The sequence below is a fragment of the Mycolicibacterium neworleansense genome (assembly GCF_001245615.1).
GTDB lineage: Bacteria > Actinomycetota > Actinomycetes > Mycobacteriales > Mycobacteriaceae > Mycobacterium > Mycobacterium neworleansense.
This window is the reverse complement of sequence record NZ_CWKH01000001.1, coordinates 1,507,026-1,522,849: the sequence shown is the minus strand read 5'-3', so window position 1 is coordinate 1,522,849 and position 15,824 is coordinate 1,507,026. Positions and strand designations below refer to the sequence as shown.

At 66.7% G+C, this 15,824-nt stretch carries 15 protein-coding genes; 13 read left to right on the top strand and 2 right to left on the bottom strand.

Annotated features, from left to right (window positions below):
* Nucleotides 1-30: 30 nt before the first annotated feature.
* The 5 genes from BN2156_RS07095 (at nt 31) to BN2156_RS07075 (ending at nt 4,054) form a co-directional block, all read left to right on the top strand.
* Complete coding sequence (locus BN2156_RS07095; RefSeq protein WP_090511794.1) at nt 31-723, top strand: DUF8548 family protein; 693 nt, start codon at nt 31-33, stop codon at nt 721-723.
* Between the two features lie 115 nt (nt 724-838).
* A complete protein-coding gene (trxA, locus tag BN2156_RS07090; RefSeq protein WP_090511792.1) occupies nt 839-1,213 on the top strand; it encodes a thioredoxin in 375 nt (124 codons plus the stop codon).
* 18 nt (nt 1,214-1,231) lie between these two features.
* Nucleotides 1,232-2,062, top strand: coding sequence for an enoyl-CoA hydratase (locus BN2156_RS07085; protein ID WP_090511789.1), 831 nt, complete (start codon nt 1,232-1,234; stop codon nt 2,060-2,062).
* Nucleotides 2,063-2,090: 28 nt separating this feature from the next.
* Nucleotides 2,091-3,728, top strand: coding sequence for an ABC-F family ATP-binding cassette domain-containing protein (locus tag BN2156_RS07080; RefSeq protein ID WP_090511787.1), 1,638 nt, complete (start codon nt 2,091-2,093; stop codon nt 3,726-3,728).
* A gap of 128 nt (nt 3,729-3,856) precedes the next feature.
* Nucleotides 3,857-4,054 (top strand): helix-turn-helix domain-containing protein, encoded by a 198-nt coding sequence (locus tag BN2156_RS07075; RefSeq protein ID WP_090515607.1) that lies wholly within the window; start codon nt 3,857-3,859, stop codon nt 4,052-4,054.
* 26 nt (nt 4,055-4,080) lie between these two features.
* Here BN2156_RS07075 and BN2156_RS07070 read toward each other — a convergent pair whose 3' ends face one another.
* Both BN2156_RS07070 and BN2156_RS07065 read right to left on the bottom strand, forming a co-directional pair.
* Nucleotides 4,081-4,659 (bottom strand): TetR/AcrR family transcriptional regulator, encoded by a 579-nt coding sequence (locus BN2156_RS07070; RefSeq protein ID WP_090511784.1) that lies wholly within the window; start codon nt 4,657-4,659, stop codon nt 4,081-4,083.
* A gap of 70 nt (nt 4,660-4,729) precedes the next feature.
* Entirely contained in the window at nt 4,730-7,558 is a 2,829-nt protein-coding gene (locus tag BN2156_RS07065; protein WP_090511781.1) for an aconitate hydratase, read from the bottom strand.
* A gap of 262 nt (nt 7,559-7,820) precedes the next feature.
* Between BN2156_RS07065 and BN2156_RS07060 the strand changes: the two genes are divergently transcribed.
* The 8 genes from BN2156_RS07060 to inhA all read left to right on the top strand — a co-directional run bounded on the left by BN2156_RS07060 (nt 7,821) and on the right by inhA (nt 15,816).
* Nucleotides 7,821-8,423, top strand: coding sequence for an Rv1476 family membrane protein (locus BN2156_RS07060; protein WP_090515605.1), 603 nt, complete (start codon nt 7,821-7,823; stop codon nt 8,421-8,423).
* Between the two features lie 203 nt (nt 8,424-8,626).
* Nucleotides 8,627-10,075, top strand: coding sequence for an NlpC/P60 family peptidoglycan endopeptidase RipA (ripA, locus tag BN2156_RS07055; RefSeq protein ID WP_090511777.1), 1,449 nt, complete (start codon nt 8,627-8,629; stop codon nt 10,073-10,075).
* A gap of 10 nt (nt 10,076-10,085) precedes the next feature.
* Complete coding sequence (ripB, locus tag BN2156_RS07050) at nt 10,086-10,781, top strand: NlpC/P60 family peptidoglycan endopeptidase RipB (RefSeq protein ID WP_090511774.1); 696 nt, start codon at nt 10,086-10,088, stop codon at nt 10,779-10,781.
* A gap of 133 nt (nt 10,782-10,914) precedes the next feature.
* The gene (gene moxR1 / locus BN2156_RS07045; RefSeq protein ID WP_090511772.1) at nt 10,915-12,078 is read left to right on the top strand and encodes a chaperone MoxR1; all 1,164 of its coding nucleotides are present in this window, start codon (nt 10,915-10,917) and stop codon (nt 12,076-12,078) included.
* Nucleotides 12,075-13,019 (top strand): DUF58 domain-containing protein, encoded by a 945-nt coding sequence (locus BN2156_RS07040; RefSeq protein WP_090511769.1) that lies wholly within the window; start codon nt 12,075-12,077, stop codon nt 13,017-13,019. The genes moxR1 and BN2156_RS07040 overlap by 4 nt, the downstream gene beginning before the upstream one ends.
* Before the next feature lie 56 nt (nt 13,020-13,075).
* A complete protein-coding gene (locus BN2156_RS07035; RefSeq protein ID WP_090511767.1) occupies nt 13,076-14,083 on the top strand; it encodes a VWA domain-containing protein in 1,008 nt (335 codons plus the stop codon).
* 84 nt (nt 14,084-14,167) lie between these two features.
* Nucleotides 14,168-14,944 carry a 3-oxoacyl-ACP reductase FabG1 gene (fabG1, locus tag BN2156_RS07030; protein ID WP_090511764.1) on the top strand — a complete coding sequence of 259 codons (777 nt, stop codon included), beginning with the start codon at nt 14,168-14,170 and terminating at the stop codon, nt 14,942-14,944.
* Between the two features lie 62 nt (nt 14,945-15,006).
* Nucleotides 15,007-15,816, top strand: coding sequence for an NADH-dependent enoyl-ACP reductase InhA (inhA, locus tag BN2156_RS07025; RefSeq protein ID WP_090511761.1), 810 nt, complete (start codon nt 15,007-15,009; stop codon nt 15,814-15,816).
* Nucleotides 15,817-15,824 lie beyond the last annotated feature (8 nt).

Here is a 15,824-nt window from a genome sequence, read left to right as displayed (position 1 = left end):
GGCGTTCCCGGACAGTCGGAAGGCCTTGAGATGAGTTCAGACGTCGCCACATTGCACGCCGCATGTGTACGCGATCTCGGTGATCCGCAGCGCTGGTTCAGCCCGCGCGGCTACCCGGATTCGTTGGCGCAGTGCGTGATCGATTCGATCTACTCGACCGGGGCGCGGTACGCCACGGTGGAGAAGATCATCGCCCGGTACCGGGGATACCGTGCGGCCCAGGGCGCGGATGCCGAGACCGACGGTGTCACCGAGCTTCTGCAGAACATCGCCGAGTTGGGCGGGCCCGACGCGTGGGCGTCGCAGATCGGGAACCGTCGGCCCACCTCGACCGCGGCCGGCGCGCCACTGAAATCGATCGCCATCGCCCAGGCCGCGCAAGTGCTTGTCGCACTGGGGATTCGGACCGCCCACGACCTGCGGGCCGCGGTCGAGGATGAAGCCCGACGCGCAAAGATCAAGGCGGCGTGGTGTGCCGTGCCCGGGCAGCGGTCCGGAATCACCTGGGAGTACGCCCAGATCTTGGCGCAGATCCCCGGTGTGAAGGCTGACCGCATGGTGCTCGGCTACGTCTGCCGGGCAGTCGGTCCGGTCGATGCGGCCCGGGCCGCGGAATTGGTGCGTGCGACGGCTGAAGCGGGCGGTTGGGGTGTGATCGAACTCGACCACGCCATCTGGCGATTCGAGTCGGGACGCCCGTGCCAGCGGGACGTGCCGGCCTGACGGCCGTGGGTCCTGCGGCGGCTTTCGGCGGTCGCGGACCCGCCGAAAGCCTGCTGCCGGCTCGCGTTGCCCATATGGTGGGAACAGGCCGTCAAGCCCCGACGTTAGGAAAAGTGTGAGTACGCAAGACATCACCGCAGATCAGTTCAATGACATCGTCAACGGCAACGAGATCGTGCTGGTGGATTTCTGGGCGTCGTGGTGTGGGCCGTGCCGCGCATTTGCGCCGACGTTCAAGGCTGCCTCCGAGCAGCACCCCGACGTCGTCTTCGCCAAGGTGGACACCGAGGCCGAGCAGGCGCTCGCCGCGGCGGCCGACATCCGGTCGATCCCCACCCTGATGGCGTTCAAGAAGGGCAAGTTGGTCTTCAACCAGGCCGGAGCCCTGCCGCCGGCAGCGCTGGAGGATCTGGTCCAGAAGATCAAGGAATTCGACATCGACGCGGCCATGAAAGAGCAGGCCGCCCAGGGCGACGCCGAACAAATGTGATGGGCGGCACGCGATAGCGTGCTGTCCGTGACTGCGCAGAACGAATTCGTCCTGGTCGACCGTCCCCGACCGGACGTTGCCCTGGTGACCCTCAACCGTCCCGAGCGGATGAACTCGATGGCGTTCGACGTCATGGTGCCGCTCAAGGGAGTCCTCGAAGAGCTGCGCAACGACAACAGCGTGCGCGTGGTGGTGCTGACCGGGGCCGGTCGCGGCTTCTCGTCCGGTGCCGACCACAAGTCGGCCGGGTCGGTGCCCCACGTCGCCGGGCTGACCAGGCCGACGTACGCGCTGCGGTCGATGGAGATCCTCGACGATGTGATTCTCGCCCTACGCCGGCTGCACCAGCCGGTGATCGCCGCGGTGAACGGCGCGGCCATCGGGGGCGGCCTGTGCCTGGCCCTGGCCTGTGACGTCCGGGTGGCCGCCGAGGGCGCGTACTTCCGGGCGGCCGGGATCAACAACGGGCTTACCGCCAGTGAGCTGGGGTTGTCCTATCTGCTACCGCGGGCCATCGGGGCCTCACGCGCGTTCGAGATCATGCTGACCGGCCGCGACGTCGATGCGCAGGAGGCCGAACGCATCGGCCTGGTGTCCAATGTGGTGGCCGAGGAGGCGCTCCTGGACACCTGTTACGCGATGGCCGACCGCATGGCGGCGTTCTCCCGGCCGGGTATCGAGTTGACCAAGCGCACACTTTGGAGTGGACTGGACGCCGCTAGCCTGGAGGGGCACATGCAGGCTGAAGGCCTGGGACAACTCTTCGTGCGCCTGCTCACCGCAAACTTTGAGGAAGCGGTTGCCGCGCGCGCCGAGAAGCGCCCACCGATTTTTACCGACGAGAAGTAATACGACGAGTTTCTAGGAGGACCGCAGCGTGATCACCGCAACGGACCTGGAGGTCCGCGCCGGCGCGCGCACGCTGCTGTCCATCGAAGGTTCAGCGCTGCGGGTGCAGCCCGGCGACCGGATCGGTCTGGTCGGACGCAACGGCGCGGGCAAGACCACCACGATGCGCATTCTGGCGGGGGAGGGCGAACCCTACGCGGGCACCATCTCACGCACGGGTGAGATCGGTTACCTGCCCCAGGACCCTCGCGAGGGCAATCTCGATGTGCTGGCCCGCGACCGGGTGCTGTCGGCCCGTGGGCTGGACACCCTGCTGGCCGACCTGGAGAAGCAGCAGGCGCTGATGGCCGAGGTGGCCGACGACGCGGCCCGCGACAAAGCGGTGCGCAAGTACGGCCAGCTCGAGGAGCGCTTCGCCGCGTTGGGCGGGTACGCCGCCGAGAGCGAGGCGGGCCGGATCTGCGCCAGCCTCGGGCTTCCGGACCGCATCCTGACCCAGCCACTACGCACACTGTCCGGCGGCCAGCGCCGGCGCGTGGAGCTGGCGCGCATCCTGTTCGCGGCCAGTGATGGAGGATCGGGTGCTGGGAATTCTGGCACGACCCTCTTACTCGACGAGCCCACCAACCACCTGGACGCCGACTCCATCGGATGGCTGAGGGGCTTCCTGCAGAACCACACCGGTGGCCTGGTGGTGATCAGCCACGATGTCGACCTGCTCGCCGACGTGGTCAACCGCGTGTGGTTCCTCGACGCGGTCCGGGGCGAGGCCGATGTCTACAACATGGGTTGGCAGAAGTACCTGGACGCTCGCGCCACCGACGAACAGCGCCGCCGCCGCGAACGTGCCAACGCCGAGAAGAAAGCCGGCGCACTGCGGGCCCAGGCCGCCAAGATGGGCGCCAAGGCCACCAAAGCCGTTGCCGCGCAGAACATGTTGCGTCGAGCTGAGCGGATGATCGCCGAACTCGATGCCGAGCGGGTGGCCGACAAGGTGGCCCGCATCAAGTTCCCCACGCCGGCCCCGTGCGGGAAGACCCCGTTGGTGGCCAAGGGATTGACGAAAACCTACGGGTCGCTGGAGATCTTCACCGGCGTGGACCTGGCCATCGACCGAGGATCGCGCGTGGTGGTGCTCGGCCTCAACGGTGCAGGCAAGACGACCCTGCTGCGCCTGCTCGCCGGCACGGAGACCGCCGACGCCGGTGCCCTCGAACCCGGATACGGCTGCAAGATCGGATACTTCGCCCAGGAGCACGACACCCTCGACAACGACTCGACCGTCTGGGAGAACATCCGCCACGCCGCACCGGACACCGGGGAGCAGGATCTGCGGGGTCTGTTGGGCGCCTTCATGTTCACCGGACCGCAGCTGGAGCAGCCCGCCGGCACGTTGTCCGGCGGTGAGAAGACCCGGTTGGCCCTGGCCGGTCTGGTTGCCTCGACCGCCAACGTGTTGTTGCTGGACGAGCCGACCAACAACCTCGACCCCGCCTCACGCGAGCAGGTGCTCGACGCGCTGCGCAGCTATCAGGGCGCGGTGGTGCTGGTTACCCACGATCCGGGTGCGGCCGAGGCCCTCGATCCGCAGCGAGTGGTGCTGCTGCCGGACGGCACCGAGGACTTCTGGTCCGACGAATACCGGGATCTCATCGAGCTCGCCTGACCGCGAATCTTCAAGACCCACCACATCTTCGAGAACGTCAATATAAGACGTTGGACAAATCGGCCCATCGGTGTGTCGGTGGTTTCTACTCTGGGTACCCGTCGGGACATCACGAGCGGGAGATGTCGATGAGGGATATGAACAAGAATCGCGGCGAACTGTTGGCAGAGCTTCGTAAGGCGTACGAGGGGGGTGCCAGCATTCGCACGTTGGTGGCCACGACCGGGCGTTCCTACGGTTCGATCCACAGCTTGCTGCGCGAGTCGGGAACCACGATGCGCAGCCGTGGCGGCCCCAACCACCGAACTCGGTCCAGGGTGTCATGAGCAGAACCGCTGTGCGATCGCCGGTTTCAGCTCTCCGCCGGCTGCTGCTGGCGCACGCTGTCCTCGACCAGGTCCAGCACCGCGGTCAGGTTCTTCGGGTCCTCGCCTGAGGCGATCCGGGCCACCAGGCCGTCGAGTACGAGGTCGAGGTAGATGTGCAGGACCGCGCTGGGCACGTCGTCACGCAGTCGTCCGGCCTGCTTCTGGCGGCGCAGGCGCTCGGTGATGGCCGCATCCAACTCGGCCGACCGCTCCGCCCATCCTCGGTGAAACGCCGGATCGTTGCGTAACTTTCGGGCGATTTCCAGCCGGGTGGCAAGCCAGTCGAACTGTTCCGGTGCGGCGAGCATGTTCCGCATCACCTGGATCAGTCCTTCGCGGGCGGCCACATCGGCCATCCGCTCGGCATCCTCCCGGGCCAGTTCGAAGAACAAGGTGTCCTTGTCCTTGAAGTGGTGAAAGATTGCGCCGCGCGACAGCCCGATGGTTTCTTCGAGCCGCCGCACGGTCGCACTCTCATATCCGTATTGACCGAAGCAGCGCCTGGCGCCGTCAAGGATCTGACGGCGCCGGGCGGCGAGATGGTCGTCCGTTACCCGTGGCACTTAACCCACACTCCTCGCGCAAGCGCTCGTCGGCGTGAGACCATCTCCGCTTCGATGTATCCGGTCAGGATTACTTCGACTTCAGCATGTTGCGCAGCACGTACTGCAGGATGCCACCGTTGCGGTAGTAGTCGGCCTCACCGGGGGTGTCGATGCGCACGACCGCGTCGAACTCCACCTTGCTGCCGTCTTCCTTCGTGGCTGTCACATGCACGGTCTTCGGCGTCTTGCCCTCGTTGAGCGCCTCGATACCGGTGATGTCGTAGGTCTCGGTGCCGTCGAGCTTGAGGCTCGCGGCCGACTCACCGGCCGGGAACTGCAGCGGGATGACGCCCATGCCGATCAAGTTCGACCGGTGGATGCGCTCGAAAGACTCGGTGATGACGGCCTTCACACCCAGCAGCACCGTTCCCTTGGCCGCCCAGTCACGCGAGCTGCCCGACCCGTATTCCTTGCCGCCCAGGACGACCAGCGGGATGCCGGCCTTCTTGTAGTTGACCGAGGCGTCGTAGATGAACGCCTGCGGGCCATCCGGCTGGGTGAAGTCACGCGTGTAACCGCCGGACACATCGTCGAGCAGCTGGTTGCGCAGCCGGATGTTGGCGAAGGTGCCGCGGATCATCACCTCGTGGTTGCCGCGTCGCGACCCCAGCGAGTTGTAGTCCTTGCGCTCAACGCCATTGGCATCGAGGTACTGCGCGGCCGGGGTGCCCGGCTTGATCGAACCGGCCGGGCTGATGTGGTCGGTGGTCACCGAATCGCCCAGCAGGGCAAGGACTCTGGCGCCCTTGATGTCGCTGACCGGCTCCGGCTCGGCGGGCATGCCGTCGAAGTACGGGGCCTTGCGCACATAGGTGGAAGCGTCGTCCCACTCGAAGGTGTTGCCCTCCGGGGTGGCCAGCGAACGCCAGCGGTCATCGCCCTTGAACACGTCGGCGTAGGAGTCGGTGAACATCTCCCGGTTGATCGAGGACGCGATGGTCTCCTCGATTTCGGTGGCCGACGGCCAGATGTCCTTGAGGAAGACGTCGTTGCCGTCCTGGTCCTGACCGAGCGGGTCGGTCTCGAAATCGAAGTCCATGGTGCCCGCGATGCCGTAGGCGATCACCAGCGGCGGGGACGCCAGGTAGTTCATCTTGACGTCGGGGGAGATGCGGCCCTCGAAGTTGCGGTTACCCGAGAGCACCGCGGTCACCGAAAGGTCGTTGTCGTTGATGGCCTTCGAGATCTCGTCGGGCAGCGGACCGGTGTTGCCGATGCAGGTGGTGCAGCCATAGCCGCCCAGGTAGTAGCCCAGCTTCTCCAGGTACGGCCACAGGTTGGCCTTGTTGTAGTAGTCCGTGACCACCTGCGAGCCCGGCGCCATGTTGGTCTTGACCCACGGCTTGGTGCTCAGGCCCTTCTCGACGGCCTTCTTGGCCAGCAGTGCCGCGCCGAGCATGACCGACGGGTTCGAGGTGTTGGTGCAGGACGTGATGCCCGCGACCACGACCGCGCCGTGGTCCAGCACGAAATCGCCGCGCTCGTCGGAGCGCACGGTGACGGGCTTGGTCGGCCGGCCCTCCGCGCCGTTGGCGGCCGACGGGCGCACGTCGACGGCACCGTCGTCGGCGAACGACAGCTTGGCGGGGTCGGAAGCCGGGAACGACTCCTCGACCGCCTCGTCGAGCTGGGTGTGCGGCGTCGGGAGGTTCTCCTCGACGTAGTTGTGGATGTCCTTGCGGAATGCGTTCTTGGCGTCCGACAGCTCGATGCGGTCCTGGGGGCGCTTCGGGCCGGAGATCGACGGCACCACGGTGGACAGGTCCAGCTCGAGGTATTCGGAGAAGGCGGGCTCGTGATCGGGGTTGTGCCACATGCCCTGCGTCTTGGCGTAGGCCTCGACGAGCGCCAGCTGCTGCTCGCTGCGCCCGGTCAGTCGCAGGTAGTTGATGGTCTCTTCGTCGATCGGGAAGATCGCTGCGGTGGAACCGAACTCGGGGCTCATGTTGCCCAGGGTGGCGCGGTTGGCCAGCGGCACCTCGGCCACGCCCTTGCCGTAGAACTCGACGAACTTGCCGACCACACCGTGGCGGCGCAGCATGTCGGTGACGGTGAGCACGACGTCGGTGGCGGTGACACCGGGCTTGATCTCACCGGTCAGCTTGAAGCCGACGACGCGCGGGATGAGCATCGAGACGGGCTGGCCCAGCATGGCGGCCTCGGCCTCGATACCGCCGACGCCCCAGCCCAGCACGCCCAGGCCGTTCTCCATGGTGGTGTGGCTGTCGGTGCCCACACAGGTGTCGGGGTACGCGACGCCGTTGCGGGTCATCACGACGCGGGCCAGGTACTCGATGTTGACCTGGTGCACGATGCCGGTGCCCGGGGGGACGACCTTGAAGTCGTCGAACGCGCCCTGGCCCCAGCGCAGGAACTGGTAGCGCTCGGAGTTGCGCTCGTATTCGAGTTCGACGTTGCGCTCGAAGGCGCCGGCGTTGCCGAAGACGTCGAGGATGACGGAGTGGTCGATGACCATCTCGGCGGGGGAGAGTGGGTTGACCTTGTCCGGGTCGCCGCCGAGGGCAGCCACGGCCTCGCGCATGGTGGCCAGGTCGACGATGCACGGCACGCCGGTGAAGTCCTGCATCAGCACACGGGCCGGGGTGAACTGGATCTCGATGCTCGGCTCGGCCGAGGGATCCCAGTTGGCGATGGCCTCGATGTGCTCCTTGGTGATGTTGGCGCCGTCCTCGGTGCGCAACAGGTTCTCCGCAAGTACCTTGAGGCTGTACGGGAGCTTTTCGGTACCGGGTACCGCGTCGAGGCGGTAGATCTCGTAGTTCTGGTCCCCGACAGTCAATGTGTCGCGGGCACCAAATGAGTTAAGGGACGAATTTTCCGTATTCTCGCTGCTCACATCAACTCCCGGCTAGATCTCACCGCGACGGGCTGTGTCGGCGGCGTTCCGATGTTAACAGTACGCTTGTCCTGCAAGGCCCAGCGGGCCGGGGTCCAGTCTTCCCTGGTCGCGTGCGCGTTGCTACCCCGTTCGCCCGGTCGGTGTGAATCCGGCTGGGCGGCCTCCGCTCTGACCTCGCACTGTGACGATCGGCGGTCGATGCGGTGACAATTCCGGTGTCGCTTCGCAGCGGCGGATGATCGCGGCGTACCGTGCTGACGTGACCGGACCCCATGTCATCCCGTTCCTGCCGGCCTATATCCCGGTCGAGGTGTGCGAGACCGTCGGGATCGATCCGGCGCAACCCGAGGGCGTGGCCAAGTGCATGGCGGCCGTGCAGGCCGACGTCCGAGACGACGGGGTGAGCGCACCCGACGCCGACGTGGAGGCCCTGCGCCAGGTCGTCAGCGATGCTCGCCAGGGCGGCGTCGACCTCAAGATCGTGGTGCTGCCGAACAACCCGGGGATCGACACGCCCCTGCGCGATATCGCCACCGAGGTGGGGACTGCCAATCCGGGTTCGACCGTGCTTGCGCTGAGCCCGTCGTTCGCCGGTACGTACAGCCCGACAATCGACCGGGTGACTTTGGAAGCCGGACAGGATGTGGCCAAGACGGGTAATCCGGTGTTGTCGGCGAAGAATTTCGTCGGCGAGATTTCGACCCCCGATTTCCCTTGGACCGCACTCACGATCGCGCTGACTCTCGGCGTGGCCGCAGCGGCTGCGCTGACTCGGGTTCTGCAGCGCCGCAGCAAACAACTGGCCGGGTCAGGGGCCACGAGCGGCCCTTCGGCGGCGCCTGAAAACCTCGTCGAACATTAGTTCGGAATAACGTCCAATATCACTAATTGGTCACACTATTCGCAATTACATTCTTGTAATTTGTGACTAAAGTTTCTTTGGCTTCAGATGTGACGTACGGTGCAATCGGTACCCATTGTTGCAGTTGTGCTTGATGTGACTTCTGTGCAACGGCCCGAGCAAACGCCGGTACGCCGCGTTGAGCCATAGGAGACTTGAGTCGAATGAGACGCACCGTTGGCGTCCCGCGCACGCGAGGAGCAGTTGGGGCTTCACGCGCGCGGTTGTCCGGCCGTTTCTGGGCCGTGCCGCTGACCGCTGCGATGCTGCTGGCCACGGCGCTGTCCGGCGGTGTCCCGGCCGCGGCTGATCCCGGTGGACCCGATCAGGTCGCAAGCCTCGTCGCCGCGGTGGCCAACGCCGACCAGAAGCTGCAGGAGCTGGGTGCGGCGATCCAGACTCAACAGGAAGCCGTCAACAAGGCGATCGTCGACGTGCAGGGCGCCCGTGACGCGGCGATCACCGCGCAGCAGGAAGTCGACGCGAGTCAGCAAGGCATCGCCGATGCCAATGCCGCGATCACCGAGGCGCAGAAAAGGTTCGACACCTTCGCCGCGGCCACCTACGTCAACGGGCCGTCGAGCTCGTATCTGACCGCGGCGGACCCCGCCGACATCGTCAGCACCGCGGCGACCGGCCAGACCCTGGCCGCCAGCACCGACAAGGTGATCAGTGATCTGCAACGGGCCCGCACCGAGCAGGTCAACCGGGAGTCGGCCGCTCGCTTGGCCAAGCAGAATGCCGATCAGGCCACCGTCAATGCTCAGACCAGTCAGGACAACGCGGTCGCGGCGCTGCAGCAGGCGCAGCAGACGTTCAGCGCTCAACAGGCGGACCTGCAACGGTTGACCGCCGAACGAGCGTCAGCCCAGGCCCAGCTCGATCAGGTGCACAAGGCGTCGGCTCCGGCCGCTCCCGCCGCGCCGGCGCAGGGACCGGCGCCACAAGCGGCGGCGGGGGACTGGGATCGGGCTCCGGGCGAGCCCGTTCGAGCGGGCCAGAACTGGGACACCGCATGGGATCCCACGCTCCCGGCGATTCCGAGCGCGTTCGTCAGCGGTGACCCCATCGCGATCATCAATACGATTCTGGGCATCTCGTCGACCTCGGCGCAGGTCACCCAGAACATGGGGCGCCAGTTCCTGCAGAAGCTGGGCATCCTGCCGACGCCGACCGGCTACACCAACGGTGCGATCCCGCGCGTGTACGGCCGTCAGGCCGTCGAGTACGTGATCCAGCGTGGCGGATCGCAGATGGGCGTGCCCTACTCCTGGGGTGGCGGCAACGCCGCCGGGCCGAGCCGCGGCATCGATTCGGGCGCGAACACCGTCGGTTTCGACTGCTCGGGGCTGATGCTCTACATGTTCGCCGGTGTCGGCATCAAGTTGGAGCACTACTCCGGGTCGCAGTACAACGCGGGACGCAAAGTCCCGTCCTCGCAGATGCGCCGTGGCGACATGATCTTCTACGGCCCCAACGCAAGTCAGCACGTCGCGATGTACCTCGGCAACGGCCAGATGCTTGAGGCGCCCTACACCGGGTCGCACGTCAAGGTCTCGCCGGTACGCACCAGCGGCATGACGCCGTATGTCACCCGAATGATCGAATACTGATGGGAATACCTTGCGCTTCTTCGTCTTACGGTGTCTGATCCTGATCGCCGCAACTGCGTTCGCGGCGATCGGTCTGGTGGCCCCGGCCAGTGCCGCGCCTGACGACGGGCAGTGGGATCCGACTCTCCCGAAGATCGTCAGTTCCGGTGCCCCCGGCGACCCGGTGGCGATCGCCAACGCGTCGTTCCAGGTCAGCCAGATCGCGCTGCAGACCACCCAGAACCTCGGCCAGCAGTTCCTGCAGAGTATCGGGCTGGCGCCGAAGCAGGCGGCCTCGGCATTCCCCGGTGGTCGGGTCCGCGGTCCACAGGCCATCGAGTATGTGATCCGCCGCGGTGGTTCCCAGATGGGCGTGCCCTACTCGTGGGGCGGCGGCAAGCTGAACGGCCCGGGCCCGGGTGTGGACTACGACGCCGGCAAGATCGGTTACGACTGCTCGGGCTTCACCCGATACGCGTTCGCCGGGGTCGGGGTGCAGATCCCCAAGTACTCCGGAGACCAGTACAACACCGGCCGCAAGGTGCCGGTCGCCCAGGCAAAGCGTGGTGACCTCCTGTTCTGGGGGCCGGGCGGCAGTCAGCACGTGGCGATGTACCTGGGCGGCGGCAAGATGCTGGAGGCGTCGGGCAGCGCGGAAAAAGTGACCGTGAGCCCGGTCCGCACCGCGGGCATCCAGCCCTATGCGGCCCGCATCATCGAATCCTGAGGGGAAGCTGAACTCTTCCGGGCAGCGTCGACGGATCTCGAAGTGCCTGGAATAGTTGACGGCGGGCACCCGATTGCCCGATGAACAACAGGCAAGACCAGCGTTTGTAGTCGAATACCGTGGGAGGAAGTTGATGACGTCACCGAGTGGACCGCCGCAGGGCGCCGGAGGTTATCCCGGTTCGAGCCCGGCGCCGGGCTTTCCGCCCGGGTCGGCCGGCTCCCACGCCGCGCCGGCTGCCTCGCAGGCCCCGACCAACGGCAGCCTGCAGGCCGAGGTGCACACCCTGGAACGTGCCATCTTCGAGGTCAAGCGGATCATCGTCGGCCAGGACCAGCTCGTCGAGCGAATGCTCGTCGGACTGCTCGCCAAGGGCCACGTGCTGCTCGAAGGTGTGCCCGGTGTGGCCAAGACGCTGGCTGTCGAGACGTTCGCCAAGGTCGTCGGCGGCACCTTCGCCCGCATCCAGTTCACCCCTGACCTGGTGCCCACCGACATCATCGGCACTCGCATCTACCGGCAGGGCAAGGAAGACTTCGACATCGAGCTCGGCCCGGTGGTGGTCAACTTCCTGCTCGCCGACGAGATCAACCGCGCGCCGGCGAAGGTGCAGTCCGCCCTCCTTGAGGTGATGGCCGAGCGCAAGATCTCCATCGGCGGCAAGACCTTCCCGCTGCCCAGCCCGTTCCTGGTGATGGCCACCCAGAACCCGATCGAGCAGGAAGGCGTCTACGCGCTGCCCGAAGCCCAGCGCGACCGCTTCCTGTTCAAGCTCAACGTCGACTACCCGACGCCGGAGGAAGAGCGCGAGATCATCTACCGGATGGGCGTCAAGCCGCCGGAGCCCAAGCAGATCCTCAACACCGGCGACCTGCTTCGGTTGCAGGAGTTGGCGGCCAACACCTTCGTGCACCACGCGCTGGTGGACTACGTGGTGCGGATCGTCACCGCGACCCGTGAGCCCGAGAAGTTCGGCATGCCCGATGCCAAGGCGTGGATCGCCTACGGTGCCTCGCCGCGTGCCTCACTCGGCATCATCTCGGCCGCGCGGGCGCTGGCACTGGTCCGCGGCCGTGACTACGTCATCCCGCAGGACGTCGTCGAGGTGATCCCCGATGTGCTGCGGCACCGGCTGGTGCTGACCTACGACGCGCTGGCCGACGAAGTATCGGCCGAGACCGTGGTCAACCGGATCCTGCAGACCGTGGCCCTGCCTCAGGTGAATGCGCTTCCGCAGCAAGGACATTCGGTTCCGCCCGCCGTTCCCGCCGCCGCCGGCGCGGCGGGTGGTCGGTGACCACTTCCCGGCGCACCGTCGACCTGCCGTCTCTGAAGCGCGGGGAGATCCGGGACCCGGCATTGACGGCGGCGCTGCGCAAGCTTGAGCTGACGGTGCGGCGCAAGCTCGACGGAGTTCTGCACGGGGACCACCTCGGCCTGATCCCGGGTCCGGGATCAGAGCCGGGAGACTCACGGATCTACCAGCCCGGCGACGACGTGCGCCGGATGGACTGGTCGGTGACGGCCCGGACCCAGACACCTCACGTGCGGCAGATGATCGCCGACCGCGAACTGGAGACCTGGCTGGTCGTCGACATGTCGGCCAGCCTGGACTTCGGTACCACCGGCTGCGAGAAACGTGATCTGGCGGTGGCGGCCGCGGCCGCGATCGCGTTCCTCAACAGCGGGGGCGGCAATCGGATCGGCGCCATCATCGCCAACGGCGACACCATGCGCCGGGTTCCGGCATTGAGCGGGCGGGTGCACGAGCAGGAGCTGCTGCGCGCGATCGCCACCACGCCGAAGGCCCCGACCGGGGTGCGGGGCGACCTGGCCGCTGCCATCGACGCCCTGCGTCGTCCGGAGCGCCGACGCGGCATGGCAGTGATCATCAGCGACTTCCTCGGGCCGATCAACTGGATGCGCCCGCTGCGGGCCATCGCCGGTCGTCACGAGGTGTTGGGCATCGAGATCCTCGACCCGCGCGACGTCGAACTGCCCGCGGTCGGCGATGTGGTGCTGCAGGACACCGAGACCGGTGCCACCCGCGAATTCACCATCGACGAGCAACTGCGCAGCGATTTCGAGCGGGCGGCCGCGGCTCACCGGGCGGAAGTGGCCCGTACGTTGCGGCGCTGCGATGCACCGCTGCTGAGCCTGCGCACCGACCGGGACTGGATCGCCGATGTGGTGCGGTTTGTGGCGACCCGGCGGCGCGGCGCCCTGGCCGGCCGATGAGCGCTTGACCGGTAGAAGAAGCTTGTGAGCAAACAAACCGAAATGACTTCTAGCACATGACTTTACCGATTCTCGGTCCGATGAGCCTGACGGGCTTCGCCCACGCATGGTGGTTCCTGTTCCTGTTCGTGGTGCTGGGCCTGGTGGCGTTCTACGTCATCGTGCAGCGCGCACGGAAGCAGCGGGTCCTGCGGTTCGCCAACATGGAGCTGCTCGAAAGTGTGGCGCCCAAACAGCCGACCCGCTGGCGGCATCTGCCGGCGGCGCTGCTGGCGATCTCGCTCGTCCTGTTGACGGTGGCAATGGCCGGTCCGACTCACGATGTGCGGATTCCGCGCAACCGTGCCGTGGTGATGCTGGTGATCGACGTGTCGCAGTCGATGCGTGCCACCGACGTCGCGCCGAGCCGTCTGGCCGCCGCGCAGGAAGCCGCCAAGCAGTTCGCCGATCAGCTCACCCCGGGGATCAACCTCGGCCTGATCGCCTACGCCGGCACGGCCACCGTGCTGGTGCAGCCGACCACCAACCGCGAGGCCACCAAGAACGGCCTGGACAAGCTGCAGCTGGCCGACCGGACTGCCACCGGTGAGGGCATCTTCACCGCGCTGCAGGCCATCGCCACGGTCGGTGCGGTGATCGGCGGCGGCGACGAGAAGCCGCCGGCGCGCATCGTGCTGATGTCCGACGGCAAGGAGACCGTGCCGTCCAACCCGGACAACCCCAAGGGCGCCTACACCGCGGCGCGCACCGCCAAGGACCAGGGGGTACCGATCTCCACGGTGTCCTTCGGTACGCCGTACGGCTACGTCGAGATCAACGATCAGCGCCAGCCGGTGCCGGTCGACGACGAGATGCTCGGCAAGATCGCCAAGTTGTCCGGCGGTGACGCCTTCACCGCGTCCAGCCTGGAACAGCTCAAGCAGGTGTTCACCTCGCTGCAGCAGCAGATCGGCTACGAGACCATCAAGGGCGATGCCAGCCTCGGCTGGCTGCGGCTCGGTGCGTTGGTGCTGGCCGTCGCGGGTGTGGCGGCGCTGGTGATCAACCGCAGACTGCCCGGGTAGGCGCCTGTCCGGTGCCCGCCGGGCATGCTCAGCGCGGGTGATGCGATTTTCAGACCCTGCCGTTGAGGAGATAAGTTGACGGGCATGAGTGACGCTGCTGTCTCGAACGCCGACACCGAAACCGCCACCGCAGAACCCGGCGGTCGACCGGCTTTCGTTCCCCGCTCCGTTCTGGTCACCGGTGGTAACCGGGGGATCGGCCTGGCGATCGCACAGCGGCTGGCCGCCGACGGGCACAAGGTGGCGGTCACCCACCGCGGCTCCGGAGCGCCAGAGGGACTGTTTGGCGTCGTGTGCGACGTCACCGACAACGACGCCGTCGACCGCGCGTTCAAAGAGGTCGAGGAGCACCAGGGGCCGGTCGAGGTCCTGGTGTCCAACGCCGGCATCTCGCAGGATGCGTTCCTCATGCGGATGACCGAGGAGCGGTTCGAGAACGTCATCAACGCCAACCTGACCGGGGCGTTCCGGGTGGCCCAGCGCGCCTCCCGCAGCATGCAGCGCAAGCGCTTCGGCCGGATCATCTTCATCGGCTCGGTCTCGGGTATGTGGGGCATCGGCAACCAGGCCAACTACGCGGCCGCCAAGGCCGGCCTGATCGGCATGGCCCGCTCGATCTCCCGTGAACTGTCCAAGGCCGGCGTCACCGCGAACGTCGTGGCCCCCGGCTACATCGACACCGAGATGACCCGGGCGCTCGACGAGCGGATCCAGGCCGGTGCCCTGGAGTTCATTCCGGCCAAGCGGGTCGGTACCGCCGAGGAGGTCGCCGGTGCGGTCAGCTTCCTGGCCTCCGAGGACGCCAGCTACATCGCCGGCGCGGTGATTCCCGTCGACGGCGGCATGGGCATGGGGCACTGATCCAAAAGCGCTGGATCACAACAACTTTCGCATAACTCTTCACCAAAGTAGGAGTCAGGACAATGGCAGGTTTGCTCGAAGGCAAGCGGATCCTCGTCACCGGGATCATCACGGACTCGTCGATCGCGTTCCACATCGCCAAGGTGGCCCAGGAGGCCGGTGCTGAGCTGGTGCTCACCGGGTTCGACCGGATGAAGCTGATCCAGCGCATCGCCGACCGGTTGCCCAAGCCGGCGCCGCTGCTGGAGCTCGACGTGCAGAACGAGGAGCATCTGGCGAGCCTGGCCGACCGGGTCACCGAAGTCATCGGTGCGGGCAACAAGCTCGACGGCGTGGTGCACTCGATCGGCTTCATGCCGCAGAGCGGCATGGGCGTCAACCCGTTCTTCGACGCCCCCTACGAGGACGTCGCCAAGGGCATCCACATCTCGGCCTACTCGTACGCCTCGCTGGCCAAGGCGCTGCTGCCGGTCATGAACGAAGGCGGCGGCATCGTCGGCATGGACTTCGACCCGACCCGCGCCATGCCCGCCTACAACTGGATGACGGTGGCCAAGAGCGCACTGGAATCAGTCAACCGGTTCGTGGCGCGGGAGGCGGGCAAGTTCGGCGTGCGGTCGAACCTCGTTGCCGCAGGCCCGATTCGGACCCTGGCCATGAGTGCCATTGTCGGCGGCGCGCTGGGCGACGAGGCCGGCCAGCAGATGCAGCTCCTCGAAGAGGGCTGGGATCAGCGCGCGCCGATCGGCTGGAACATGAAGGATCCGACGCCGGTCGCCAAGACGGTGTGCGCGTTGCTGTCCGACTGGCTGCCTGCCACCACCGGCACCATCATCTACGCCGACGGCGGCGCCAGCACCCAGCTGCTCTGACTTTGTTT